The sequence below is a fragment of the Streptomyces sp. NPDC005263 genome (assembly GCF_042872365.1).
Taxonomy (GTDB): domain Bacteria; phylum Actinomycetota; class Actinomycetes; order Streptomycetales; family Streptomycetaceae; genus Streptomyces.
The window spans coordinates 774,671-798,944 of the sequence record NZ_JBIAKJ010000005.1 but is presented as its reverse complement, the minus strand read 5'-3'; the positions used below and the strand labels follow the sequence as shown (position 1 = coordinate 798,944).

The following is a 24,274-nucleotide window of genomic DNA, read 5'->3' as shown; positions in this document are numbered from 1 at the left end:
GGCGAGGAGTACCTGCGGTTCGGCAGGTCACGCGCCCGGAGCTGAGAACGGGTCGCGCCTCGCTCACGCCGTCCGGCGGGACTCGGCCTCCAGGACCGCGCGCGCTGTCGTGGCCATGGCCTCGTCGACCATCTCTCCCTCGAAGGTCACCGCTCCCTCGCCCCGGTCCTGTGCCTCCTCTACGGCGGCGATCAGCCGTGCGGCGCGGGCGAGTTCGGCGGGGGAGGGGGAGAACACCTCGTTGAGGACGGGGACGTGGGACGGGTGGATCGCCATCATTCCCGTGTAGCCGAGGGCGCGGTTCTGCTCGGCGAAGGCGCGCAGGCCGTCGAGGTCGCCCACGCGGGTCCACAGGCCGGCCACCGGGTGGGCCGCTCCCGCGGCGCGCACGTCCAGCAGGACCCGGGAGCGCAGGGCGTGCGTCTCGTTGCCCTGCGGGCTCCAGCGGTACCCCACGGCGCGCTCGACGTCGCCCCCGGCTCCGGTGATCGCGCCCGGGTAGGCGACGCGACGGGCGGCGGCCGCGCAGTCGTAGGCCTTGCGGAGGGCGGGTGCCGTCTCCAGCAGCGGGACGAGCGCGAACTGCCCCTGGGGCAGGCCGTGTTCACGCTCGCACCAGGACAGCAGCCGATCGGCGTGGCGTACGTCGAGGGGGCCGCTCACCTTGGGAAGCACGATGCCACTGAGCCCCGGGCGGGCGACGGCCCGGAGTTCCTCGGCGGCTGACCAGTCATCGAGCGGGTTGACGCGGACGAAGAGGGCCGGGGAACGGGGGGCCGCCCGCGCGACGGCCTCCGCCACCTGGTCACGCGCCGATGCCCGGCCGCTGTGCGCTACCGCGTCCTCCAGGTCCAGGATGACCGCGTCGGCGCCCGCCGCGGCGGCCTTGGGCAGCCAGTCGGTCCGGGTGCCGGGCACGAACAGCAGGGAGCGCAGCCGCGGACGGGCCACCGGGGAGACGTCGGAGTCAGACGACATCGTGCTTCTCCAGCTCCGCGAGTTCGTCCGCACCGAGGCCGAGCCAGTCGCGGTAGACGAGGTCGTTGTCCTGACCCAGGGCGGGCCCGGTCCGCCACACCTGTCCCGGCCGCTGCCTGAAGTGGGGCAGCACCGCCTGCATCCGGACGGGCCCGAGGTCCGCGTCGTCGACGGTGACGATGTCCTCGCGCTCGGCGTAGACCGGGTCGTCGGCGATGTCCGCGACGCTGAACACCCGTGAGGCCACCACCTCCGCGCCGGCGAACGCCTCGAGGCACTCGGCGGCGGGGCGCTCGGCCACCCACGCCCGCAGTCCGTCGTCCAGTTCGGCGCGCCCCGCGTGCTGCTGTCGCGCCGTCATGAACCGCTCCTCGTCGAGCCCGAGCAGCCGGGCGATGTTGCGGACGGAGCGCAGGGTCGCCGAGGTCACGGTGATCCACTCGTCGTCACGGGACCGGTAGGTGTTGATCACGGCGGCTGGGGCGACCGCAAGCTGGTTGCCGGAGCGCTCGGGGACCGATCCCAGCTGGTCGTGGACGATGACCTGCCACTCGACGAGCCTGAACAGCGGTTCGAAGAGGGCGAGGTCGATCCATTCACCGTCGAAGTCGGGATCGTGGTCGCGGCGGTGCAGCGCGGCGAGGATGGCGTACGCGCCCATCAGCCCGGTCACGGAGTCCCCGTGCGAGAAACCGGTGTGCACCGGAGGGCCGCCGGGAAACCCGGTCAGGTGCACGACACCGCTGCGCGCCTCGCCGACCTTGCCGAAACCGGGCGCGTCGGCCTGCGAGGAGGTCGCCCCGAAGCCGGAGATCTGGAGCAGCACGGCCTTGGGGTTGATGCGGTGCACGGACTCCCAGTCCAGACCCCAGGTACGCAGCCGTCCACTGCGCAGGGTGACGATCACGACGTCCGCCCAGGCGACGAGCCGGTGCGCGAGGTCGCGGCCGGCCTGGTGATGGAGATCCAGGGTGACCGACCGTTTGTTGCGGCCCGCGACCTTGAACCACAGGGGGTGTCCGTCCTTGCGTGGCCCCATCGCGCGAGCCGCGTCGCCGGAACCGGGCGGTTCCACGTGCACCACGTCGGCGCCCTGGTCGGCGAGCAGGGAACCGGCCAGCGGGCCGGCCACCACATGTGCGAACTCGACCACCTTCAGGCCGCGGAGCTGCCCACGGCCCGGCAGGTCAGGCTGCCCGTTCGAAACCACTGTGCTCCCTCGTCGGATCCGTCGGCCCAGCCGGGCCTGCCGTCCGCTTCAGCGTGCCGAGACCGGAGGATGCCTGTCCAGCAAGAGAGACCCATCAATCCATGCCGTTTCCGCATGGATGGACGTCACAAGGCCCAGGAGACCCCGGGTGGAAGGTCGTTGTGCCGGGCCCGGGAGTCCTCCAAGGTCTCCAGGAACCGACTGGCCGCCACCGGCAGGGCGCGTCGCGCGCGCAGGGCGACGTCCAGGCGCCGGTCGACCACGGGTCCGACGAGCGGACGATGCACGATGGATCCGGTGCCCAGCAGCGGCAGGACGAGGGCGGGCAGCGCGGACACCCCCAGGCCGGCCGCGACCAGCCCGCCCACCGTCGCCACGTTCCCGGCCTCGGTGGCAGGCGCGGCCCGCACGCCGATCTGCGCGAAGGCGGCGTCGGTGAGCCGCCGCACGCTCGACTCCGGCCCCACGGCGAGGAAGGGCTCGCGGGACAACTCCTCCCAGGACACCTCCGGCCCCTCGGCCAGCGGATGGTCCTGCGGCAGGACCGCGACGAACCGGTCCCGTACGAGAGGCCGGTGCTCCAACTGCCCCGACGGCTCACCGGTGGTGATGGCGAAGTCGGCGTCCCCCGACAGGACCCGGCCGAGCACCGACTGTTCGAGCCCGTCCATGATCTGCATCGTCACCCGGGGCCACTGTCTGCGGAAACCGGCGATCGCCGGAGGCAGCAGTACGGCGGCCACGGACGGGAGCGTGGCCACCGCCACCGTCCCCGCCTCGCCGAGCAGGAACCGTTCGAGTTCCTTCATGCCCGAGCGATGGGCGTTCACGATCTGCTCGGCTATCCGCAGCGCCTCCACCCCCGCGACCGTCAACTGGACGTTCCTGGTGTCCCGTTCGAGCAGCAGGGTCCCCAACTGCCGCTCCAGATCGGCGACGGCACGGCTCAGTGAGGACTGGGAGACATGCAGACGGGCGGCGGCCGCGGTGAAACTCCTCGCGCGTGCGACGGCCGCGTACGCCGCCAGTTGACGCAGATTGTTCTCCATGGCGAGTGAGCATAGGCACGCACCAAGGGCATTGATGCGCAGACGACATGGATAGATCTCGGTTTGATGCTGGACGCCGACCTCTCGCCGCTTCGACACTCGTCCGCGACGCATGGAGCCGTAGACGAGGAAGTGAGCGACATCGATGCTGGCAGCTCTGGGGTTTTCCACGATCGGCCTGTTCCTGCTGCTCACCATGACGAAGCGGGTCTCCGTGCTGGTGGCGCTGGTGCTGCTGCCGGTCCTGGCCGCACTCGTCGGGGGCTTCGCCGGTGAACTGGGCGAGATGGTCCTGACCGGACTGACCACGGTGGCGCCCACCGGCATCATGATCGCTTTCGCGGTCCTCTACTTCACGTTGATGGTCGACGCCGGCCTCTTCGACCCGCTGATCCGTCTCATCCTCGGCGCCGCCCGCAACGACCCGGCCCGGATCGCCGTCGGCACCGCCGTGCTCACCATGTGCGTCTCCCTCGACGGTGACGGCGCCTCGACCTTCCTCATCACCGTCTCGGCGCTGCTGCCGGTCTACAAACGGCTCGGCATGAGCCCTCTGGTCCTGTCCGGCACCGTGTGCCTGGGCGCGGGTGTGATGAACATGATCCCCTGGGGCGGACCGACGGTCCGGGCGATGGCCGCGCTGAAGCTGGAGAGTTCGGAGGTCTTCACGCCGGTCCTGCCCGCGATGGGGGCCGGTGTCCTCTGGGTCCTGCTGGCCTCCTACTGGATCGGCCGCCGCGAGCGGCGCCGGCTGGCCGGCGCGGCGGTGACCGAGGAGGCCGTCGAGGAGACGGTCGAGCAGCCGGTGCCGGCGCAGCTGGCCGGCGACGGGCCCGGCACCCCGCTGGTGCGGACGACGGAGCGGCCGCCGATGTGGCTGACCGCCTTCAACGCCCTGCTGACCGTGGTCCTGTTGGTCGGTCTGGTCCTGGAGGTCATGCCGCTGCCGGTCCTGTTCGCGCTGGCCTTCGCGCTGGCCCTGCTGGTCAACCACCCGACCTGGGAAGCGCAGCAGGCCCTGCTGGAGAAGCATGCCAAGAGCGTGGTCCTGGTCACCACGATGATCTTCGCCGCGGGAGTGCTGACCGGTGTGCTGACCGGGACCAAGATGATCTCGGAGATGGCGGAGGCGCTGGTGTCCGTCGTCCCCGACTCCCTCGGCGGCCATCTGCCCGCCGTGGTCGCCGTCACCGGAATGCCGCTGAGCCTGGCCTTCACCCCGGACGCCTACTACTTCGGCGTGCTGCCCGTCCTCTCGCACACCGCGTCCGGATTCGGCACCGACCAGGCCGAGATCGCCCGGGCCGCCATCCTCGGCCAGATGACCACCGGCTTCCCGCTCAGCCCGCTCACCGCCTCCACCTTCATCCTCGTCGGCATGAGCGGCGTACAACTCGGCGAGCACCAGCGCTTCATCTTCCGCTGGGCCTTCGGCACCACGCTGGTGATGACCGTGGTGGCACTGCTGACCGGCGCGATCTCCCTCTGAGACAGGAGCAGTCGATCATGGGCGAGTCCACCAGTCGGCAGCCGCGGCCACGACGCAGGGTGTTCGGCGCCCTGGGCATGGCCACCGCCGTGACGGCCGCGTTCGGCCCCGGAGCCGCGGCGGCCGCGTCGGCGGCACCCGTGCCCGGCGGGCCCCGGCCCGAGGAGCACACCGCCCCGCTGACCGACCCGTTCTTCTCCTACGACCGTCCGGCTGATCACGGCGTCGTACGCGAGGACGTCACCGTGCCGCTGCGCGACGGCGGCCGCCTGGCGGGGCAGCTGTATCGCCCGGCGGACGCCTCGGGACGGCCGGCCGCCGGTCGCTTCCCGGGCATCGTCTACGAGTACACGGCGTACGCCACGTCCCTGGAAGCCTTCGGCACCGGCGCCTCCTACTTCGTACGACGGGGATACAACGCGCTGGTCTGCCAGGTCCGCGGTTCGGGCACGTCACCCGGCACGGTGGACCCCTTCGGCCCGCGAGAACAACGCGACAACCACGACGTCATCGAGTGGCTCGCCCGGCACCCCGGCTGCACCGGCCGGATCGGGCAGATGGGCGTCAGCTACGGCGGGCACACGACCCTGCTCGCGGCGGTGAACCGCCCGCCGCACCTCGAGGCGATCATCCCGATGAACGCGATCCACGACTGGTACGAGAACACCATCTACCGCGGCGGCATCTACTCCGCCCGTATCCGCGACTGGCAACGGGCGACCGCCCCCGACACGCTCCGCACCTACGCCGCCCACCCCCGCTACGACGACTTCTGGCGTGACCGCAGTGTCATGTCCCGCTGGGACCGACTGGCCGTGCCCACCCTGGAGATCAACGGCTGGTACGACCGTTATCGGGACGGCATGGTGAAGAACTACCTCGCCCGCCCCGACCAGGTGTGGTTGGTGTCGGGCCCGTGGGAGCACGGCTACCCCGAGGGCCAGTACGCCGGGTTCGGCCCCGGCTGCTACCTCGCCTGGTGGGACCACTGGCTCGCCCGGAACCCCCGCGCCCCGCTCCCGGCGGCCCGCGTCACCTCGTACGAGACACCCGGACCCGGTGCGGGCAGGGGCTGGCAGCAGTTCGACCAGTGGCCGCCGAAGGGCGCCCACGACCTGACACTCGGGCTGCGCGCGGACGGCACGCTCGCGACAAGCCCCGGCCCCGGAGCCGACGCCGCCTTCGACGTCAACACGGGCACGACCGAGCCGCGGGAGAACCAACAACTGCGCTTCACCACCGCCGAGTTGCGTCAGGACCTGGTCCTCGCGGGAGACGCCACCGCGCACATCCGTGCCGCGTTCACCGCCGAGGACGGCAACATCGCGGCCGTCCTGTACGACCAGGCTCCGGACGGGACCACCACCAGGGTCACCGCCGGATGGCTGAAGGCGAGCCATCGCCACGGCCACACGAAGCTGTCTCCCGTCGCCCCGGGCACCACCTACGACCTGGACGTGCACATCTGGCCCACGCACTACCGGGTCACCGCGGGGCACCGCCTCGTGCTCCGCGTCTCCAGCGACGACCACCCGGAGATCGACTCCGACGCCCCGCCCGGCCGCGTGACCCTACGGCCCGGCCCGCACGGATCGTCGCTGCGCCTCACCGTGACGAGAGCCCCTCGGTAGGCGGCACAGCCGCCCGTCCGAGTTCCGTCAGGTCACCTCCCGCAACCCGGTCGCCTGCCCCTGGTCGTCCCACTGGACCTCCAGGACGCGCTCGACGGCGTCGCGGTTGAGGGGCCCGAACACGTGCGGGAACAAGGTGTCGGCCGGGACGCCGGGCGGGGGTACGGGCGCCGCGGCCTCCCATTCCAGCCGGGAGTCCAGCCGGTCCGCGGCGAGGACCAGCGTCAGCAGCGGCCGGGGTGCCGTCCGGTAGAAGGCGTTGACGACGGCCAGCGTGGACTCGGCGTCGGGGGAGCAGTGGACGAATCCGTCCACCGCGAGGGACGCGGGCGCGTACGGACGATCGGGGTCGGCGTTCCAGTCGTCGAACGGAACCACGTGCAGGATGGTGGTGCTGCCGGACATGAGGGGGGTCCCTTCAGGGCGGGGGCGGGGGACCAAGACTAGGAGGGTGCTGAAGATCCGAAAAGGAAAAGGGTTCGACCGGCCGGCCCGTCACAGGCCATGATCCGCACTCGTGACGACGTCGAAGCAGTTCCTGGTCCGGGCCGCCGCCCGCAACAACGCCGAGTGGTGTGCGGCGATGAGCCGAGCGCACGGGGTGGCGAGCGGGTTCGAGGCGCAGGCCTGGGCCGCGGTCGCCCGCACACCCCCGTACTACCCCGACGCGGTGACGCTGGTGCCGGGTGCCGACCCGGACGCGCTGGCCGCCCGCGTCGACACCACCACTCCCGGGGCCTCCGTGAAGGACAGCTTCGCCGACCTCGACCTGACCGGGGCCGGCTACCGGGTCCTGTTCGACGCGTGGTGGATCCACCGCCCCGCGGGCCCGCCCTCCCGCACGTCGGATCTCGACTGGGACGTGGCGGGGGACCCGGACACGCTGCGCGCGTGGGCGCTCGCATGGGACGACGGTGCCGCGGACCTCTTCCGGCCGGAACTCCTCGACGACCCCGACACGTTCGTCCTCGCCGGGCACTCGGCCGACGGCCGGGTCGTCACCGGAGCGGTGGCGAGCCGTGGTGAGCATGTGGTCGGCGTCTCCAACGTCTTCGCCCGCGACGGCGGCCCCGACCTGGCCTGGCCCGTCGTCCTCGGCGCGGTGCACCGGCTCTTTCCCACCCTGCCGGTGGTCGGCTACGAGCACGGAGACGACCTGACGGCAGCGGTGCGGCACGGTTTCGAGCCGGTCGGTCCGCTGCGGATCTGGCTGCACGAGTGACCGGGCCGACGACAATGGCACGCCCGTCGTCGCGGTGACCGGGCCGGCCACAACGGCACTCCCGTCGTCGCGGTGACCGCGGCCCGCCAGGAACACCCGCGGCACGCCAGGAACACCCGCGCCACCCCACGCCACAGCGGGCGGCGCGGACGGACACCCGCCCGGCATCCGTCCGCACCGCCCGCCCCCGGGTCAGCTCGTCGCGCGCACCGCGTCGAGGATCAGGTCGGCGACCTCCTTCGGCCGGGACACCGCCACGGCGTGCGAGGCGCCGTCCAACTCGACGATCGTGGCCCCGGCCCGCTCGGCGCCGAAGCGCTCCACCTCGGGGTTGATCGCCTGGTCGGCGGAGGCCACCAGCGCCCAGGACGGCTTGGTCCGCCACGCGGCGGCAGCGGCCTTCTCCTCGAACGCCGAGACGGCGAGCGGGCGTTGGGCCGTGGCCAGCACCTTGGTGACGGGGGCCGGAACATCCGCGGCGAAGATCGCCGGGAACTCCTCGGCCTTGATGGTCACCTCGACCGCGGGCTCGGCGCCCTCGACCGGGTACGTCCACTCCTTCAGGTTCGCGACGAGCGGCGAGAGCGGGAAGCGGCCCTGCAGCTCACCGAGGCTCTCGCCCTCTTCGAGCACGTAGGCCGCGACGTAGACCAGACCGACGACGTTCTCGGTGGTGCCCGCCACCGTGATGAGCGCACCGCCGTAGGAGTGGCCGACCAGCACGACCGGGCCGTCGATCTGGGCGGCCACGGAGGCGACGTACGCGGCGTCCGAGACGAGACCGCGCAGCGGGTTGGGCGGCGCCACCACGGGGACGCCGTGGTTCTGCAGTTCCGCGATGACCCCTGACCAGCTGCCGGCGTCCGCGAAGGCGCCGTGCACGAGCAGGACGGTGGGGGTGGTGGACATGAGGGGCTCTCCTTGTGGCATGACGGATGTCTCAGTTGTCGTGCAGCGCGCCGCGCAGGGTGCCGACGGCCAGCGTGATCGCGGCCTCGGCGGCGTGGGTCTCGCGCAGGGCGTTGAGCATCACGAAGTCGTGGATGATGCCCTGGAAACGCACCGCGGTCACCGGGACCCCGGCCTCACGCAGCTTGTTGGCGTAGGCCTCGCCCTCGTCGCGCAGCACGTCGGCCTCACCGGTGATGACCAGAGCGGGCGGCAGACCGGTCAGCTGCTCGGTGCTGGCGCGCAGCGGCGACGCGGTGATCTGCGCGCGTTCGGCCTCGTCGGTCGTGTACTGGTCCCAGAACCACTGCATGCCGTCGCGGCGCAGGAAGTAGCCGGTGGCGAACTGGTGGTAGGAACCGGTGTCGAAGTTCGCGTCGGTGACCGGGTAGAAGAGGACCTGCTGGACCAGGGGTACGTCTCCGCGCTGCTTGGCCATGAGCGTGAGCGCGGCGCTCATGTTGCCGCCGACGGAGTCACCGGCGACCGCCAGCCGGGAGGCGTCCAGGTCCTTGGTCGCGCCCTGCTCCACGATCCAGCGCGCGACCGTGTAGTTCTGCTCGATGGCGACCGGGTAGCGGGCCTCGGGGGAGAGGTCGTACTCAGGGAAGACGACGGCCGCGTGCGCGCCCACGGCGAGTTCCCGCACCAGGCGGTCATGGGTGTGCGCGTTGCCGAACACCCAGCCCGCGCCGTGGATGTAGAGGATCACCGGCAGGACCCCGGTGGCGCCGGCCGGCCGGACGAGCCGAGCCCGCACGGTGCCCGTCGGGCCGCCGGGCACGCTGATCCACTCCTCGTCGACGGCCGGCTTGGCGATGTCGCCGGACTGCACCTCGTCGACGGCCTTGCGGCCCTCGGCGGGCGACAGGTCGAAGAGATAGGGCGGGTTGGCGGTCGCCGCGGCGAACGCGGCCGCCGCCGGCTCCAGGACCGGCTGAACCGGCTCAGCGACGTCGGACATGTATGTCTCCTGCGTTTCGTGCGATGCGCCGGTCTCTCCGGCGGCGCGGCTTCGGCGCGGACACGGGGATCCGCGGGGCCGCCGATCGCACGCTATGCCCATCAGCGAGGGAGGCAGCGACTGTCAGCGCACCGGTACTGGCCTCACAGCGCACCGAACGCGAGACCTGACGGCCAGTCAACTACCAGGAGGGGGACCGCTGCTGGCGCGGATCACCAGATCGACCGGCACCAGGGACTCGGGGCGGGGCGGTGCGGTGGAGCCGTCGATGCGGTTCAGGAGAAGGCGCAGGCAGCGGGTGCCGATCTCGGAGAAGTCCGTGCGGACGGTGGTCAGGGGCGGCAGGAGGTGGGCGGCTTCCGGGATGTCGTCGTAGCCGACGACGCTGAACTCGCCGGGAACGGAACGTCCCACCTCGTGGAGGGCGTGCAGAAGACCCAGCGCCATCTGGTCGTTGGACACGAACACCGCCGTGACGTCGGGGCGCGCGGCCAGACGCCGGCCCAGTTCGTACCCGGAGTCGGCGCTCCAGTCACCCACCAGCGGCTCGGGGACCCGCGCCCCGGTGTCCTCCAGGGTCGACCGCCAGCCGGCCAGCCGGTGGTCGGCGGAGGTCCAGCCGGTGGGGCCCGCGATGTGCCAGACCGTGGCGTGCCCGAGCCGCAGCAGATGCTCGGTGGCCATCCGGGCCCCGGCTCGCGAGTCGCCCGTGACCAGCGCGGTCTCGGTGTCGAGGCCGTTCTCCAGGACCACCAGGGGAATGTCCAGGTGGGTGTCGGCCAGCGCCCGCCCCACCCACAGTTGCGGCGCGATGGCGATCACCCCGTCCGCCCCCTCGGCCGAGAGCCGGTCCACCGCCTCCACGACCGTGTCGTGGTCGGCGGTGTCGAGCGCGATGGAACTGACCAGGTAACCGGCGTCCTGCGCCGCCGTGTTGATCGCGGTGAGGATCGAGGCGGGCCCGTAACGGGCCGCGTCGAAGGAGATCACACCGAGCATCCGGGTCCGGCCGCTCGCCAGCGACCTGGCACTGCGGCTGGGGCGGTAGCCGAGGGTGCGGATGGCCGCCAGTACCGCCTCACGCGTCTCGGCGCGGACGGACGGATGCTCGTTGAGCACGCGGGAGACGGTCTGCTTGGAGACACCGGCCAGCCGGGCCACGTCGTCCATCACGGGGCGCGACCCCGCGAAGTTCCGTCTGCTGCGCCACTTCGGAACGGCTCCGTCGGCGGCGCTTGGAGTCATGGTGGCGGTTTCCTCGACGTCGGTACGGCGGTGTGGTCTCGCCCGGCAGGCCCACAGCATAGGCCGGGCGTACGACGGGACGGTCCCGAAGACCCGGGGGCCGGGCCCTCGGAACCACGCGGGTGGGCGAGCTCAACCGGGCCGAACTGCCCAGGTGCGGGCGGTGACCCACTCGGCGCGTGTCACCGCGGCCGTCCGTCCCGAGTCGCCCGCCTCTCGCGGCACGTACACCGCCGCGTCGGGATGCGAGGGCAGCACCCGCAGCCGCAGGCCCGCCGCCCGCAGGGTCTCGCCGGGGAGCCGGTCCAGGCCGATGTCCCAGACCTGCCCGGAGAAGAACTGGTCCGCGACGAGGGTGTCCCCGACGTACGCCCGTCCCACGTCCCCGGTCCAGTGCAGCCGCAGTAACGTCCCCGGCGGCAGGCCGTCCGGGACGTCGATCCGGTACTCGGCGGCCGTGCTGTCGAAGTGCTTCTCCGCGGGCGCGCTCGCCCGGCCCCGCACACCCGTCGTCGGCTCCGGCGCCGGACCGGCAGGCCGCAGCGGCACGACCGCGGCGTCGCCGCCCCCGGCCCACCGCACGACAGCGTCACCGGTCCCGGCCCCGGGCCCGTTCGGCACCGCGGCGTCGTGGGCCGTCGTCCCGGCCCGCGCCGAGTACCGCGTGAACACGCCGTCCGCCGACTCGGTGACCACCGCCCCGTCCACAGCGGGCGCCCGCGGCGGAGCGGGCAGTACCGCGAACGAGACAGCGCAGGTCGAGCCGTGCAGCCGTACCTCCTCCCGGTCGAAGACGACGCCCGCCTCGCTCAGCACCAGCCGCTCGGCACCCCAGGCCACGCCCCGGTAGGCGGTGCGTGCGGTCGCCGCGTCCAGGACCAGCAGGCCGACCCGCTCGCCGGCCGCGGTCTCCACCTCGACCAGGGCGTCGGTACCCGGCCGCAGCCCGGTCACCAGCAGCCGGTCGGCGACCGGGGTGGTGTGCCCGGACGGTGTGCTGACCGACGTCACCGTGGCCGCGTCCAGGGCGAGTTCGGGAGCGATGCCGTCGACGGCGGCCAGCACCAGGACCGTACGCCCGTCCAGGTCGAGCCGGCACACGGGCTGCGCGGTGGCCCACTCCAGCCGCAGCCCCGCGACGTCGAACCGCAACGGCCAGCAGAAGTAGGCGCCCGTCGGGACGGTGACGGGGCTGCTCGGCAGCGTCAACGTCCCGGCGTCACTGGGGAACTCGACCGTGAACGAGGTGTCCGGGTGGTCCGGCAGTGGCTCGTGGGGCTGGTGGTTGTTGACGAACAGGAAGCCCGAACCGCCGTCGCCGCGCACCGCCCAGCGCAGGGTCTCCCGGTCGCCCTGCCCCGTCGGCCGCAGTTCGGGCAGCACCGACTCCATCGGCGCGATGCGATGCCCGAAGTCGGCCAGCATCAGGTGCTGCAGCCGCAGTTCGTGGTACGACCGCCGGTACTGGCCGTACTCGCCGAGCGGTGCCTGGAAGTCGTACGTCAGGACGGGCAGGTCGTTGGGGGAGCCGGTGGCGTGGGACTCCTGCAGCGGGGTGAGCTCACCGGCGGGATTGGTGCCGCCGTGGAACATGTAGAAGCCCTGCCAGACCGAGCCGCAGCCGATCTTGGTGAGGCCGAGCGCGCCGATGTCGTCGGCGTCGACCCGCGGCCTGCGGTGGTACGACACCGCCATGCCGCCGCCCAACTCGCAGGTGGCCCACGGGAACCGGTCCGCGAACGCGTCCGCCTCGCCGCCCCGCACCGTGGTGGGTCTCAGATCGGCGCCGATGCTCTCGTCGTCGCGCTGGTGGGTGAAGAAGAAGTGCGTGCGGCAGGTGTCGGGCCAGCCGCCGTCCGCCTCGGTCCAGAACGTCTCGGTGTAGCCGCCGTACAGCGGAAGCAGTTCGTCGGGCGGCAGGCGGACCCCGCCCCAGGCGGTCGACGTCCACAACGGGGCACTGAGACCGGCTTCCTGGGCCATCCGCTTGAGGGTCAGCAGGTGGCCGGGCCGGTCGTAGAGCTCGTTCTCGATCTGGATCGCCACGATCGGGCCCCCGTGCGCCCGGTCCAGGCCCCGCAACTGCTCGGCGACGGCCGCGAACCAGCCGCGCACCGCCTCCAGATAGGCGGGGTCGTCGGTGCGCGGGACGCAGTCGCGGGCCAGCAGCCAGTCGGGCAGGCCGCCGTTGCGGACCTCCGCGTGGCACCAGGGGCCGATGCGCGGGACGAAGTCCAGGCCGTGCCGTGCGCACAGCTCGGCGAAACGCCTGAGGTCGCGGTCGCCGTCGAAGCGGACCCGGCCCTCGATCTCCTCGTGGTGGATCCAGATGATGTAGGCGGCGACCGCGGTGACCCCGCCCGCCTTCACCTTCAGCAGTTCTTCCTCCCACTCGCCGGCCGGGTAGCGGGAGTAGTGGAACTCGCCCGAGACCGGGAACCAGGGGCGCCCGCCGCGGGTGAGCCAACGGCTGTTGACCTCGATCGGATCGGGTACGCCGGGAGGGTCGGCGAAGGGCAGGTGACCGGTCAGCGGTGGACCTGCGGGAGCGGGAACCCGCAGGTGGTGCGGGCGGGTGGTCACTCGCCCACCGGTCCCAGGTCGGCGGTGTCGGTGAGCCGGGCGCGGGTGCCGGTGGTGGCGTGCAGCTCCAGCAGGACGAGCTCGTTGACGCCCGGACGGAGCACCGGGCCGGGGACGTACAGGGTCTGCTGCGGGCCCCGGTTCCAGTATCGGCCGAGGTGGAAGCCGTTGACCCAGGCCTGGCCCTTGGTCCAGCCGGGCAGCGCGAGGAACGTGTCGGCCGGGGACGCCACCTCGAACGTGCCCCGGTGGAAGGCGGGCACGGCGTCGGTGACCGCGTCGGACGGCGCGAACGGCAGCGCGTCCAGGTCGCCCACGGGCACGGGCCGGCACTCCCAGCCGTGCAGCGCGACACCCTGGAAGGACACCGGACCGAGCAGTCCCTTGGGCGCGCCGATCCGTGGCCCGTAGTTGACCCCGCCCTGGTTCTCCACCAGAACCTCCAGCACGGCACCGGCGTGCGGCACCCGCACGGGCAGCGTCTCGTCGCGGCGTTCGCGCTCCAGTACGCCGACGGCGGCGCCCTCCACGAAGACCTGCGCGCGGTCGCCGACGCCGCCCTCGAAGTGCAGCAGCCCGTCTCCCGCGGCGGGAACGGTGGTGCGGTACAGCACATGGCCGCCGTGCACACCGAGTTCGTTCATCGTGACCGGGTCCTGCGCGCGCACGACCCCCTCCAGCTTCCGGGCGTACGGCAGCAGCGGCACCCGCTGGTCCAGGTCGACGGTGACCGGCGGGAGTTTGGGGCCGGGTTCCGGGGCCGGTTCGTCGGGGACCGTCGCGTACCGGGCGATGACCTCGCGGAAGGCGTGGTACTTGGAGCCGGGGTCGCCGCTCTCGGAGAGCGGGGCGTCGTAGTCGTACGACGTGACGGTGGGCGCGTATGTGTGGTGGTGGTTGGCGCCGTTGGTGAAACCGAAGTTGGTGCCGCCGTGGAACATGTAGATGTTGACCGACGCGCCCGCGGCCAGCAGCCGGTCCAGGTTCGCCGCGGCCTCCTCGGCCGACCGCACATGGTGCGGGCCGCCCCAGTGGTCGAACCAGCCGATCCAGAACTCCGCGCACATCAACGGGCCCTCGGGCTGATGCGCGCGCAGCGCGGCCAGGTGCTCGTCGACCCGGCCACCGAAGGTGCCGGTGCTGAGCGTGCCGGGCAGGCTGCCGGCGGTCAGGTGCTTGGAGTTGGCCTGGTCGCAGGTGAACAGCAGCTCGTCGACCCCACGGGAACGCAGCGCCTGCTCGACGTGCTTCAGGTACGCGGTGTCGTCGCCGTACGCGCCGTACTCGTTCTCCACCTGTACGGCGATCACCGGCCCGCCGTTCGCGGCGAGATACGGCCGCAGCGGGGGCAGGAGCTGGTCCAGGTAGCGGTCCAGGGCGCCGGTGAACCGTGGATCGCTGGTGCGCAGCCGGATACCGGGATCCGCGATCAGCCACGCGGGCAGCCCGCCGTCGTCCCATTCGGCGCAGATGTACGGGCCGGGGCGCAGCAGCACGTGCAGGCCCTCCGCCTGGGCCAGCCGCAGGAAGCGGGGCAGGTCGAGCAGACCGTCGAGGACGAGCGTGCCGGGCTCTGGTTCGTGGAGGTTCCACGGCAGGTACGTCTCGACGGTGTTGAGCCCCATCAGTCGGGCCTTGCGCAGCCGGTCGGTCCACTGGTCGGGGTGGACGCGGAAGTAGTGCAGAGCGCCGGAGATGATCCGGAACGGCTCGCCGTGCAGGAGGAAACCGTCGGACGACGTCGTCAGAGCGGGCATGCGGGGCTTCCCTTCGGGTCGGGTGCGACAGGGCCGGTTCAGCTGGGGCCGGGGGCGTTGACGGTGCTGGGGGCGTCGGGAGTGTCGGAGGTGTCGGCAGGGCGGGAGGTGCTCTGGTCGGGGGCGGCGTCCGCCGTGCGGGTGGTGTCGGCGGTGCGGAAGGTGTCGGATGTGTGACTGGTGTCGGCGGTGCGGGTGGCGTGGATCAGCCAGAGGGTGGCGGCCAGGCACAGCGCTGAGATCCCGCTCAGCAGGAGCGGGACCGCGCGGATGCCGGACGCCTCGATGGCCCCGCCGAGCGCCGGACCCGCGGCGACGCCGCCGACCATGGACGCGGCGATGACGAGGGCACCGGCCCGGCGGGCAGTCGGGGCCGCCCGGTGCAGCCAGGGCAGCCCGGTGGGGAAGATCGGGGCGATGAACAGTCCGACCCCGGCGTAGGCGTACGGCGCGAGGGCCGGGACCGACGCCAGCAGCAGACAGGCCGTCATGCCCGCGCAGGAGACGGTGATGATGGTCTGCGCCGAGAAGCGCAGCGCGATCGGCGCGACCAGGAACCGGCCGACGGTCATCATCAGCCAGTACACGGAGGTGGCGGTCGCCGCGAACCCGGCGCCGTACCCGACGGTCTCCAGATGGGTGGGCTCCCAGCCGCCGACGCCCGCCTCGACGCCCACGTGCAGGACGTAGAGCGCGACGAACACCGCCAGGACGGACCCCAGACTGCGGCCGAGGACCCGTGTCCCGCCGGACTCCGGGACACCGGTCGGCTGCGGTGCCCGGTCGCCAACGCCCCTCAGGCACAGCAGCAGCGGCAGGTTGGCGACGGCGAAGCCGAGGAAGACCGCGGGATAGTGCGCGGAGCCGACCGCGCCGACGAGCGCGGGACCGAGAATCGCGCCGAGGCCGAAGTGCGCGTTGAGGATGTTGAGCATCGCGGTCGAACGGTGACCGAAGCCGACCGCGAACAACTGGTTGAGGCCGTAGTCGATGCCGCCGAAGCCGAGCCCGGCGAACAGGGCGGCGGCCAGCGCGGCCGGCCAGTTCGGCGCGAGCGCGAAGCCCGCCGCGCCGACCGCCATGAGGAGGTACGAGGCGCCGAGGATCTGCCGGTTGCCGAGGCGGCCGTGGAGCCGGTCGAAGAGCAGTACACCAGCCACCCCGCCGACGAAGTGGGCGCTCAGCCCCAGGCCGGCGGCCGAGGGAGTCAGGCCGAACTCCTCGCGGAACGCCGGGATGGCCGGCCCGTAGAGGGCCTGAAGGGCACCGATGAGGACGAAGCCCACGCAGGACGCCACCACGGCGGCAGGACTGAAGACCGGGGTGCCCGGCCGGGCCTCGGTTGAGGACACCTGCCTGGGGTGCTTGTTGTGCCTGCTGTGCCTGCTGTGCCTGTTGCTGTCGACGACGCGTTCTTCCCCCGGCACGGCACACCTCTCTTTCCCCGACGCAGTGATGTTACCGGTAACATCGCGGCCGTCAAGATCCCGGACGGTCATGAACGGCGCGCGCAGCGTGACCGCGGGGGAAGTTCGCAAAGAATTGGGCTTTGAATTGGACTTTTAGTCCAGCGATTGGATGTGTAGTCTGGATTCAGGATCGAGGGGCGGGATGTGACGGGACGTGAGGAGAGGTGGGGTGCGATGTCGGTCGAAGAGGGGCCGCAAGCCGAGCGGGACGCGATCCTCGCCGCGCTGAAGCCGGTCGTGGACGGGCTTGTGGCGACCTTCGGGCCGATGTGCGAGGTGGTCCTTCATGACTACCGGCGCCCGGAGGAGTCGGTGGTCGCCCTCGCCGGCTCGGTGACCGGGCGGGCGGTGGGCGGGGCGATGAGCGAGATCGGCATGCGGATGGTCGCGCGCGGCGACGAGGCGGCCGACGAGCTGAACTACCGCACCCGCACCCGAGGCGGACAGATCGTCAAGTCCTCCACGATGGTGTTGCGGGACTCGACGGGCGCGGTGTTCGGTGCGGTCTGTGTCAATCTCGACGTCTCCGCGGTCACCGAGGCCCACAGCCTCCTCGGCGCCCTGGCCGGGACCGGCCGGGAGCCGGCCGAACTGCCGGTGACCACGTTCGGGAACGACATCGACTCCGTCGTCGACGTGATACTCGACGCCCACCAACTCCACCAGAACCGCCCCTGGGCGGCACTGGACCGTGCGGAGCGCCTGGAACTGTTCCGCGGGCTCGACGACCGCGGAGTGTTCGCCGTGCGGCGCGCGGTCGAACAGGTCGCGGCCCGGCTCGGCATCTCCCGTGCCTCCGCGTACAGCTACCTCTCCCAGGCCCGGGCCGCCACCGACGCGACCCCCGACTCCCATGGAGGACACGCGTGACGACCACCACCCCGCCGGTCACCCTCGACGACATCCGTGACGCGGCCGCCAGACTCAAGGGCGTCGCCCACCACACCCCCGTCCTGCGCTCGCACACCCTCGACGAACGGGTCGGCGCCGAGGTCTTCCTCAAGTGTGAGAACTTCCAGCGGGTGGGCGCCTTCAAGTTCCGCGGCGCCTACAACGCGGCCTCCCGGCTCACCCCGGAGCAGCTGGCCAGGGGCATCGCCGCCTACTCCTCCGGCAACCACGCCCAGGCCGTCGCCCTGGCCGCCCGCGAGCTCGGCACCACCGCGGTGATCGTCATGCCGGAGGACACCCCGGCTTCCAAGCGTGCGGCCACCGCCGGCTACGGCGCCGAGATCGTGACGTACGACCGCTACACCGGCGACCGCGTGGCCATCGGCGAGGCCCTGGCCGCCGAGCGGAACCTTGCCCTCATCCCGCCCTACGAACACCCGCACGTGATAGCGGGTCAGGGCACCGCGGCACTGGAACTCCTGGAAGAAGTGGGGGAGTTGGGTGCGCTGATGACTCCGGTCGGCGGCGGCGGACTGATCGCCGGCAGCGCCACCGCGGCCAAGGGCCTGGACCCCGGTGTCCGGGTGATCGGCGTGGAGCCGGAGGCTGGGGACGACACCCGGCGGTCGCTGGAGGCGGGCCGACGGGTCACGATCCCGGTGCCGCGCACCATCGCCGACGGCCAGGCCGCGGAGACCCCGGGGGAGCTGACCTTCTCCGTCAACCGGCGGCTCGTCGACGAGATCGCCCTGGTGTCCGACGACGAGATCCGCGAGGCGATGCGGTTCGCGTTCGAGCGCCTGAAGATCGTCATCGAGCCCAGTGGCGCCACCCCGCTGGCCGCCCTGCTCGCCGGGCGGGCGGGTCGGCTGCCGCGCCGGATCGGAGTGATCGTCTCCGGTGGGAACATCGACGCGGAACGGTTCGCGCGGCTGTGCGCGACCGGGACCTGACCTCAGGCTCCGTCACCCGGATGGCGGTACCGGGCGGACGGGCGGACGATGGAGTGGTGGGGCTCGGCCCCCGCCGGTTCCGCTCGTGGTGGGCGGGGAGACGGAGACCGGCCCCGGCCGTACGGACAACGGCCGGAAGGGAGAGCCGTCATGCTGGAGATCAAGACACTCGAAAAGGCTGACGAGCGGCGCGATTTCCCCCGGGGGCACCTCGAAGCCGTCCACCTCACCGGCCTGGACTTCGCCGTGGCGACGTTCGAGCCGGGCTGGCGGTGGTCGGAATCCGTGGCTCCGATAGCGGGCACGGACAGCTGCCAGGTGCACCACAACGGCTACATCGTCCAGGGACGCATGCGCATCCGCATGGACGACGGCGCCGAGAGCGAGGTGGGCCCCGGTGACGTCTTCGTCTGCCCGCCCGGCCACGACGCCTGGGTCGTGGGCGACGAGCAGGCCGTGGTGTACGACTTCGCGGGCGGCATGGCCACGGACTACGCGAAGGCCGAATGAACCCGGCCGCGGGCGGGGGCAAGGGATTGAGCGTCCCCACCCGCGGCGCATGATCACCGGCGATCAGACCGGCAGTAGACGTCCGACCAGGGCGCCGAGTTGCCGGGCGGTTCGGCACTCGTGCATCTCGACCAGTTCGGCGTAGGCGGGGGCCGCGGAGTCGCCGGTGCCCCACTGTGTACCTGCCTCCGGGTTCAACCAGTGGACACGACGGGCTCGTTCCGCGATCCGCCGCAGGGCGTGCAGGTTGGGGTCGCTCATGTTGGTGCGGGCGTCCCCGAGGATCAGCACGGTCGTTCTCGGGCCGACCGCGTCGCCGTACCGCTCGGCGAACTCGCCCAGCGCCACGCCGTAGTCGCTGCTGCCGTGCCAGCCGGTGAGCACGGCCTCCGAGCGGATCCGGGCGCCGAGCCCCTCCGGGTCGGCCGCGCCGTGCACGAGCAGCCCGGTCACCTCGTCGATCCGGTTGACGAAGGCGAACACCCGCACCTTGCTGAACTGGTCGTGCAGCGCCTGCACCAGCAGCATCGTGAAGTCGGAGAACCCGGCCACCGAGCCCGACACATCGCACAGCAGCACCAGTTCGGGGCGCGCGGGACGGCGGCGCCGCAGCACCGGGCGCATCGGGACCCCGCCCGTGGACAGCGACCCGCGCAGGGTGCGCCGCAGGTCGATCGTGCCCCTCGTGGTCCGCCGCCGGCGTGCCGTCAGCCGGGTCGCCAGTTTGCGGGCCAGCGGCTGCACCGTCCTGCGCAGCTCGGCGAGTTGGGCCTTCCCCGCGAACAGGAAGTCGACCCGGTCGGCGGTCGGGGCCACCGCCCGCCGGGCGATCTCGTCGCGGCCGCGCCGCTCGGCGACCCGGCGCCGCGCCTCGGCGGCCACCATCCGGCGGAAGACCTCGATGCGCTGCCGGATCTCGTCCTCCAGCAGCCGGTCGGTGAACCCCGCAGCGCCGCCCTGCGCGCGGACGCTGTCCCGGACGCGCGCGAGCAGTGTCTGCGGACGCAGCCGGTCCAGCGCCTGGTGTGACGACCAGCCGTCCGACGCCGGCGAGGAACCGTAGCCGCCGAACCCGTCGACCGCCTCGGCCGCCAACCGGCCAAGGAGCGCCCGGTCGTTCGCGGCCAGCGCGGCCGCGAGCCGCTCGCGCAGATCGTCCCGGTCCGCGGGCTCGGTCCCGGGCGCGCCGACGCCCCGCGGGAAGTACAGGTCGAAGACCGGGTCGAACACCGGCCGTTGAGCCGTGCCGTGCAGCAGGGTCGCCGCGAGTCCCTCGCGCAGCCGTTCCCGGTCGTCGAGGCCCAGCGCCTCCACCGCCCGTGCCGCGTCCACGCTCTCGCCGGTGCCCACCCGGATGCCGTGCGCGCGCAGCGCCCCGACGAGTGACGTCACTCGCTCCGCCACGCCGGTCGGCGCGCTCACAAGGCCTCCAGATCCAGCTTCGCGCCGGCCTTGAGGATGTCGTCCTGGTGCTTCAGCAGCACGCCCAGGCTGTCCCGTACGACGGTCTCGTCGAGGGTGTCGGCACCGAGCGCGAGGAGGGTACGGGCCCAGTCGATGGTCTCGGCCACCGACGGCACCTTCCGCAGGTCCATCTCCCGCAGCGCGCCGACGACCCGTACCACCGACTCGGCCAGCGTGTCGTCCAGGCCGGGAACCTTCAGCCGTACGATCCGGCGCTCCAGTTCCGCCTCGGGGAAGCCGATGTGCAGGAACAGACAGCGGCGGCGCAGCGCCTCCGACAGTTCGCGGCTCGCGTTCGAGGTGAGGACGACGAACGGGCGGCGGGTCGCGGTGACCGTGCCCAGCTCGGGCACCGTCACCTGGAAGTCGCTGAGCACCTCCAGCAGCAGGCCCTCCACCTCGACGTCCGCCTTGTCGGTCTCGTCGATCAGCAGCACCTTCGGCTCGTCGCCCCGGATCGCGGTCAGCAGCGGGCGGGGGAGCAGGAACTCCTCGCTGAAGATATCGGTGCGGGTCTCGTCCCAGCTCTCGTCGCGGCCCGCGCTGATGCGCAGCAACTGCTTGGCGTGGTTCCACTCGTACAGGGCGCGGGACTCGTCGACGCCCTCGTAGCACTGCAGACGCACCAGTCGTGCCCCCGCGACCTCGGCCACCGCCTTCGCGAGCTCGGTCTTGCCGACCCCGGCGGGCCCTTCGACGAGCAGCGGCTTACCGAGGCGGTCGGCGAGGAAGACGGTGGTGGCCACCGCGGCGGAGGCCAGATAGCCGGTCCGGGCCAGGCGTGCGGAGACGTCGTCGACGGAAGTGAACAGCAACGGGGCCTCCAGCTGGGCGCGGACCAGGTCGGACCACTATCTAAGCGCTTGTTCACCTCGGTGTCACGGGGGGCTCCACTCAACGGGGCCGGCTGCGTCGAACCCGACCCGGCCACTGTGACGCCGCCGCGTACGGGTCGCCCGATCAGGCCGATCAGGCCGTCACCAGCACCACCTCCAGGGTGCGCGGGCCGTGCACCCCCTCCACCCGGTCCAGCTCGATGTCGCTGGTGGCGGACGGCCCGGAGATCCAGGTCAACGGACGGGCCGGGTCGAGGCGTTCCAGGGCCTGCGGCACCGAGGAGACGACCTGATCGGGCACCCGTACGACACAGATGTGGTGGTCGGGGACGAGAGTGATGCGGCGTCGGCCCTGGTCGGGGCCGCCGTCCAGGACGATCGTGCCGGTCTCGGCGATCGCCACCGCGCACGCGGTCACCACGCTGTCGACCCGGTCCAGTTCGTAGGGGGTGCTCTCCGCCCGGTCGGGGACCAGGTCGGCCTCCGTCTGCGCCAGCCACGCAGGATCCAGTCCGGTCGGCACGACCACGGTCTTCGAGCCCCGCGCGGCCAGCATCCCGGCGATCGTCGCCGCCAGATCCGCGGCACCGCAGCGGTGCACGATCGCCCGGTAGTCCGCCAGGTTCTCGGCCAGCAGATCCACCGTCTGCTCGACATCCCGGTCACCGTGCTCGCGCAGGTACTCCCGCGAGACGGCCTGATCGTAGGGAGTGTCGTCGCGCGGTACGTCCCTCAGCGCGCGCCGCACCCTGCCCAGGATCCGCTCCCTGCTGTTCACTTCGCGCTGTCCTTTCCGCCGTGCGTGCGCTGCCACCAGTCGCGGAACGGCTCCGCAGGCACCGGCGGCAGGTCCCGGGTGCCGCTCCACGCGCTGCCGGGGCCTGGCAGGGTACGGGGATGGAAGCGGCGGGTGCGCGACGCGAGCCGCTGGCCGGTGCGCAGTGCCCCCGGACGCGAGAACGCCCAGCGTGCCGCGCGCATCGCCGCCCGCTCCGCCGCGTGCCCCTTGGCCGGTTTGAGGACCACCTTGTTGCCCTCCCGGGTCACCTGGCCGCCCTCCACGACCCGTTCCCGCAGATGCACCAGCACCTCCGGGATGTCGATGGCCACCGGGCACACCTCGTAGCAGGCCCCGCACAGAGACGAGGCGTACGGCAGGGAGGCGTCGATCTCACTGGACGTGCCCCGCAGCTGCGGGCTGAGGATGGCGCCGATCGGGCCCGGGTAGACCGAGCCGTAGGCGTGCCCGCCGGCCCGCTCGTACACCGGGCAGACGTTCAGGCACGCCGAGCAGCGGATGCAGCGCAGGGCCTGGCGGCCGACCTCGTCGGCGAGGGTGTCGGTGCGGCCGTTGTCGAGGAGGACCAGGTGGAAGGTCCGCGGCCCGTCAGCGGTCTCGGAGTCCGTCGTTCCGGTCCACATCGACGTGTACGGATTCATCCGCTCGGCCGTCGAGGAGCGGGGGAGGGTCTGCAGGAAGACCTCCAGGTCCCGCCAGGTCGGCACGATCTTCTCGATGCCGACAACCGAGATCAGCGTCTCGGGCAGGGTCAGGCACATCCGCCCGTTGCCCTCGGACTCCACGACCACCAGCGTGCCGGTCTCGGCGACCATGAAGTTGGCGCCGGAGACGCCGACCTTGGCGCGCAGGAACTTCTCCCGCAGGTGCAGCCGGGCGGCCTCGGCGAGTTCGGCGGGCGTGTCGGTGAGACCCTCGGGGGCCGGGCGGCCCCACTCGTTCATCTCCCGCGCGAAGATGTCCCGGATCTCACCCCGGTTGCGGTGGATCGCCGGGACCAGGATGTGCGAGGGCCGGTCCTTGCCCAACTGCACGATCAGCTCGGCGAGATCGGTCTCGTAGGCCCGGATGCCCGCGGCCTCCAGGGCCTCGTTGAGGCCGATCTCCTGGGTGGCCATCGACTTGACCTTGACGACCTCCGACTCGCCCGTCTCCTGGACGAGTTCGGTGACGATCCGGTTGGCCTCGTCGGCGTCGGCGGCCCAGTGGACCGTGCCGCCCGCGGCCGTCACCGCCTCCTCCAGCTGGACCAGATACCGCTCCAGATGGCGCAGCGTGTGGTCCTTGATCTGCTTCCCGGCCTCCCGCAGCGCGGACCAGTCGGACACCTCGGCCACGGCCTTCTCACGCTTGGCGCGGATGGTGTGCGTGGCGTGGCGCAGATTGCCGCGCAGGGTCTGGTTCCCGACCGCCTCGTGCGCGGCCTCGGGGAAGGCCGGGTGGGTGGGCGGGGGAAACACAGGCATTCCTACGAACGTCCCGCTCATACCGCCGGTTCCTCCTCCGTGCTCGCCAGGATCTCCGCGATGTGTACCGGCCGCATGTCTGTCCTCAGCCGGGTCATCGTCCCGCCGAGGTGCATCAGACAGGAGTTGTCGGCCGCGCACAGCACCTCCGCCCCCGTCGACTCGGCGTTGCGCACCTTGTCCGCGCCCATCGCCGCCGAGACGTCCGGGTTCTTCAGCGCGAACGTCCCGCCGAAGCCGCAGCACTCGTCGGCGCCCGGCAACTCGACCAGCTCCAGCCCCTTCACGGCCTGGAGCAGCCGCCGGGGCCGGTCGCCAAGACCCAGCCCGCGCAGGCCGTGGCAGGTCGGGTGGTACGTCACCGTGTGCGGGTAGTGCGCCCCGACGTCCGTCACCCCCAGCACGTCCACCAGGAACTCCGTGAGCTCGTACGTCTTCGGCACCACCGGCGCCAGGGTGGCCGCGAGGGTGTCCCCGCGTCCCTCGGCCCGGGCCCGCTCACCCATCCGCGGGTACAGCTCCCGCACCATCGCCCCGCACGACCCGGACGGCGTCACGATCGCCTCGTAGTCCCCGAAGACATCGGAGAAATGCCGCGCCAGCGGTTCCGCCTCATGCCGGTATCCGGTGTTGTAGTGCGCCTGCCCGCAACAGGTCTGCGCCATCGGGAAGTCGACCTCGACGCCCAATCTGGTCAGCAGTTTCACCACGGCGCGCCCGGTGTCCGGATACAACGTGTCGTTGACACAGGTCAGGAACAGGGCGACACGCATCGCGGCTCCTTGTGGTCGATCATCGGATGGGTGAAGC

21 protein-coding genes are annotated in these 24,274 nt (G+C 72.1%); 6 read left to right on the top strand and 15 right to left on the bottom strand.

The window, feature by feature from the left end:
- Positions 1-63: 63 nt before the first annotated feature.
- From ACFYRY_RS26025 to ACFYRY_RS26015, 3 genes are all read right to left on the bottom strand, one after another.
- Positions 64-978: an HpcH/HpaI aldolase/citrate lyase family protein gene (locus tag ACFYRY_RS26025; RefSeq protein WP_389150195.1), complete on the bottom strand. Its 915-nt coding sequence runs from the start codon at positions 976-978 to the stop codon at positions 64-66.
- Positions 968-2,188 carry a CaiB/BaiF CoA transferase family protein gene (locus ACFYRY_RS26020; RefSeq protein ID WP_389150192.1) on the bottom strand — a complete coding sequence of 407 codons (1,221 nt, stop codon included), beginning with the start codon at positions 2,186-2,188 and terminating at the stop codon, positions 968-970. The genes ACFYRY_RS26025 and ACFYRY_RS26020 overlap by 11 nt, the downstream gene beginning before the upstream one ends.
- A gap of 125 nt (positions 2,189-2,313) precedes the next feature.
- Positions 2,314-3,237, bottom strand: coding sequence for a LysR family transcriptional regulator (locus tag ACFYRY_RS26015; RefSeq protein ID WP_389150189.1), 924 nt, complete (start codon positions 3,235-3,237; stop codon positions 2,314-2,316).
- Between the two features lie 145 nt (positions 3,238-3,382).
- On the opposite strand from ACFYRY_RS26015, the gene ACFYRY_RS26010 reads away from it, so the two are divergent.
- Both ACFYRY_RS26010 and ACFYRY_RS26005 read left to right on the top strand, forming a co-directional pair.
- Positions 3,383-4,726: a CitMHS family transporter gene (locus tag ACFYRY_RS26010; protein ID WP_389150186.1), complete on the top strand. Its 1,344-nt coding sequence runs from the start codon at positions 3,383-3,385 to the stop codon at positions 4,724-4,726.
- Positions 4,727-4,743: 17 nt separating this feature from the next.
- A complete protein-coding gene (locus tag ACFYRY_RS26005) occupies positions 4,744-6,357 on the top strand; it encodes a CocE/NonD family hydrolase (RefSeq protein ID WP_389150183.1) in 1,614 nt (537 codons plus the stop codon).
- Positions 6,358-6,384: 27 nt separating this feature from the next.
- Here the strand turns inward: ACFYRY_RS26005 and ACFYRY_RS26000 are convergent, their stop codons facing one another.
- Positions 6,385-6,762 (bottom strand): DUF952 domain-containing protein, encoded by a 378-nt coding sequence (locus ACFYRY_RS26000; protein WP_389150180.1) that lies wholly within the window; start codon positions 6,760-6,762, stop codon positions 6,385-6,387.
- 112 nt (positions 6,763-6,874) lie between these two features.
- Here ACFYRY_RS26000 and ACFYRY_RS25995 point away from each other — a divergent pair, with 112 nt between their 5' ends.
- The gene (locus ACFYRY_RS25995) at positions 6,875-7,579 is read left to right on the top strand and encodes a hypothetical protein (RefSeq protein WP_389150178.1); all 705 of its coding nucleotides are present in this window, start codon (positions 6,875-6,877) and stop codon (positions 7,577-7,579) included.
- A 192-nt stretch (positions 7,580-7,771) separates the two neighbouring features.
- Here ACFYRY_RS25995 and ACFYRY_RS25990 read toward each other — a convergent pair whose 3' ends face one another.
- The 6 genes from ACFYRY_RS25990 to ACFYRY_RS25965 form a co-directional block, all read right to left on the bottom strand.
- On the bottom strand, positions 7,772-8,488 hold the full coding sequence (locus ACFYRY_RS25990) for an alpha/beta fold hydrolase (RefSeq protein WP_389150175.1): 717 nt from the start codon (positions 8,486-8,488) through the stop codon (positions 7,772-7,774).
- 31 nt (positions 8,489-8,519) lie between these two features.
- Positions 8,520-9,491 (bottom strand): alpha/beta hydrolase, encoded by a 972-nt coding sequence (locus tag ACFYRY_RS25985; RefSeq protein WP_389150172.1) that lies wholly within the window; start codon positions 9,489-9,491, stop codon positions 8,520-8,522.
- Between the two features lie 177 nt (positions 9,492-9,668).
- Positions 9,669-10,736: a LacI family DNA-binding transcriptional regulator gene (locus ACFYRY_RS25980; RefSeq protein WP_389150170.1), complete on the bottom strand. Its 1,068-nt coding sequence runs from the start codon at positions 10,734-10,736 to the stop codon at positions 9,669-9,671.
- 132 nt (positions 10,737-10,868) lie between these two features.
- Entirely contained in the window at positions 10,869-13,319 is a 2,451-nt protein-coding gene (locus ACFYRY_RS25975; protein WP_389150167.1) for a beta-galactosidase, read from the bottom strand.
- Positions 13,316-15,076 carry a beta-galactosidase family protein gene (locus tag ACFYRY_RS25970; RefSeq protein WP_389150164.1) on the bottom strand — a complete coding sequence of 587 codons (1,761 nt, stop codon included), beginning with the start codon at positions 15,074-15,076 and terminating at the stop codon, positions 13,316-13,318. The genes ACFYRY_RS25975 and ACFYRY_RS25970 overlap by 4 nt, the downstream gene beginning before the upstream one ends.
- A gap of 38 nt (positions 15,077-15,114) precedes the next feature.
- Positions 15,115-16,428 carry an MFS transporter gene (locus ACFYRY_RS25965; protein ID WP_389150161.1) on the bottom strand — a complete coding sequence of 438 codons (1,314 nt, stop codon included), beginning with the start codon at positions 16,426-16,428 and terminating at the stop codon, positions 15,115-15,117.
- 291 nt (positions 16,429-16,719) lie between these two features.
- Between ACFYRY_RS25965 and ACFYRY_RS25960 the strand changes: the two genes are divergently transcribed.
- From ACFYRY_RS25960 to ACFYRY_RS25950, 3 genes are all read left to right on the top strand, one after another.
- Positions 16,720-17,415, top strand: a complete 696-nt coding sequence (locus ACFYRY_RS25960) for a transcriptional regulator (RefSeq protein ID WP_389150159.1) — start codon at positions 16,720-16,722, stop codon at positions 17,413-17,415.
- Complete coding sequence (locus tag ACFYRY_RS25955; RefSeq protein ID WP_389150156.1) at positions 17,412-18,389, top strand: threo-3-hydroxy-L-aspartate ammonia-lyase; 978 nt, start codon at positions 17,412-17,414, stop codon at positions 18,387-18,389. The genes ACFYRY_RS25960 and ACFYRY_RS25955 overlap by 4 nt, the downstream gene beginning before the upstream one ends.
- A gap of 150 nt (positions 18,390-18,539) precedes the next feature.
- On the top strand, positions 18,540-18,899 hold the full coding sequence (locus tag ACFYRY_RS25950; protein WP_389150153.1) for a cupin domain-containing protein: 360 nt from the start codon (positions 18,540-18,542) through the stop codon (positions 18,897-18,899).
- A 63-nt stretch (positions 18,900-18,962) separates the two neighbouring features.
- On the opposite strand, the gene ACFYRY_RS25945 is transcribed toward ACFYRY_RS25950, so the two are convergent.
- From ACFYRY_RS25945 to ACFYRY_RS25925, 5 genes are all read right to left on the bottom strand, one after another.
- Positions 18,963-20,321 carry a VWA domain-containing protein gene (locus tag ACFYRY_RS25945; RefSeq protein WP_389150150.1) on the bottom strand — a complete coding sequence of 453 codons (1,359 nt, stop codon included), beginning with the start codon at positions 20,319-20,321 and terminating at the stop codon, positions 18,963-18,965.
- A complete protein-coding gene (locus tag ACFYRY_RS25940) occupies positions 20,318-21,175 on the bottom strand; it encodes an AAA family ATPase (protein WP_389150305.1) in 858 nt (285 codons plus the stop codon). The genes ACFYRY_RS25945 and ACFYRY_RS25940 overlap by 4 nt, the downstream gene beginning before the upstream one ends.
- Before the next feature lie 157 nt (positions 21,176-21,332).
- On the bottom strand, positions 21,333-21,977 hold the full coding sequence (locus ACFYRY_RS25935) for a lactate utilization protein C (protein WP_389150147.1): 645 nt from the start codon (positions 21,975-21,977) through the stop codon (positions 21,333-21,335).
- Entirely contained in the window at positions 21,974-23,485 is a 1,512-nt protein-coding gene (locus ACFYRY_RS25930) for a LutB/LldF family L-lactate oxidation iron-sulfur protein (protein ID WP_389150144.1), read from the bottom strand. Before ACFYRY_RS25930 ends, ACFYRY_RS25935 begins: the two co-directional genes overlap by 4 nt.
- Entirely contained in the window at positions 23,482-24,237 is a 756-nt protein-coding gene (locus ACFYRY_RS25925) for a (Fe-S)-binding protein (protein ID WP_389150141.1), read from the bottom strand. Before ACFYRY_RS25925 ends, ACFYRY_RS25930 begins: the two co-directional genes overlap by 4 nt.
- Positions 24,238-24,274: the final 37 nt, after the last annotated feature.

Coding starts and splice junctions, on each gene's coding strand:
- ACFYRY_RS26005 (WP_389150183.1), top strand. CDS start 4,744: ATGGGCGAGTCCACCAGTCGGCAGCCGCGGCCACGACGCAGGGTGTTC.
- ACFYRY_RS26015 (WP_389150189.1), bottom strand. CDS start 3,237: ATGGAGAACAATCTGCGTCAACTGGCGGCGTACGCGGCCGTCGCACGC.
- ACFYRY_RS26025 (WP_389150195.1), bottom strand. CDS start 978: ATGTCGTCTGACTCCGACGTCTCCCCGGTGGCCCGTCCGCGGCTGCGC.
- ACFYRY_RS25990 (WP_389150175.1), bottom strand. CDS start 8,488: ATGTCCACCACCCCCACCGTCCTGCTCGTGCACGGCGCCTTCGCGGAC.
- ACFYRY_RS25980 (WP_389150170.1), bottom strand. CDS start 10,736: ATGACTCCAAGCGCCGCCGACGGAGCCGTTCCGAAGTGGCGCAGCAGA.
- ACFYRY_RS25930 (WP_389150144.1), bottom strand. CDS start 23,485: ATGAGCGGGACGTTCGTAGGAATGCCTGTGTTTCCCCCGCCCACCCAC.
- ACFYRY_RS25925 (WP_389150141.1), bottom strand. CDS start 24,237: ATGCGTGTCGCCCTGTTCCTGACCTGTGTCAACGACACGTTGTATCCG.
- ACFYRY_RS25950 (WP_389150153.1), top strand. CDS start 18,540: ATGCTGGAGATCAAGACACTCGAAAAGGCTGACGAGCGGCGCGATTTC.
- ACFYRY_RS25960 (WP_389150159.1), top strand. CDS start 16,720: ATGTCGGTCGAAGAGGGGCCGCAAGCCGAGCGGGACGCGATCCTCGCC.
- ACFYRY_RS26010 (WP_389150186.1), top strand. CDS start 3,383: ATGCTGGCAGCTCTGGGGTTTTCCACGATCGGCCTGTTCCTGCTGCTC.
- ACFYRY_RS26000 (WP_389150180.1), bottom strand. CDS start 6,762: ATGTCCGGCAGCACCACCATCCTGCACGTGGTTCCGTTCGACGACTGG.
- ACFYRY_RS25970 (WP_389150164.1), bottom strand. CDS start 15,076: ATGCCCGCTCTGACGACGTCGTCCGACGGTTTCCTCCTGCACGGCGAG.
- ACFYRY_RS25985 (WP_389150172.1), bottom strand. CDS start 9,491: ATGTCCGACGTCGCTGAGCCGGTTCAGCCGGTCCTGGAGCCGGCGGCG.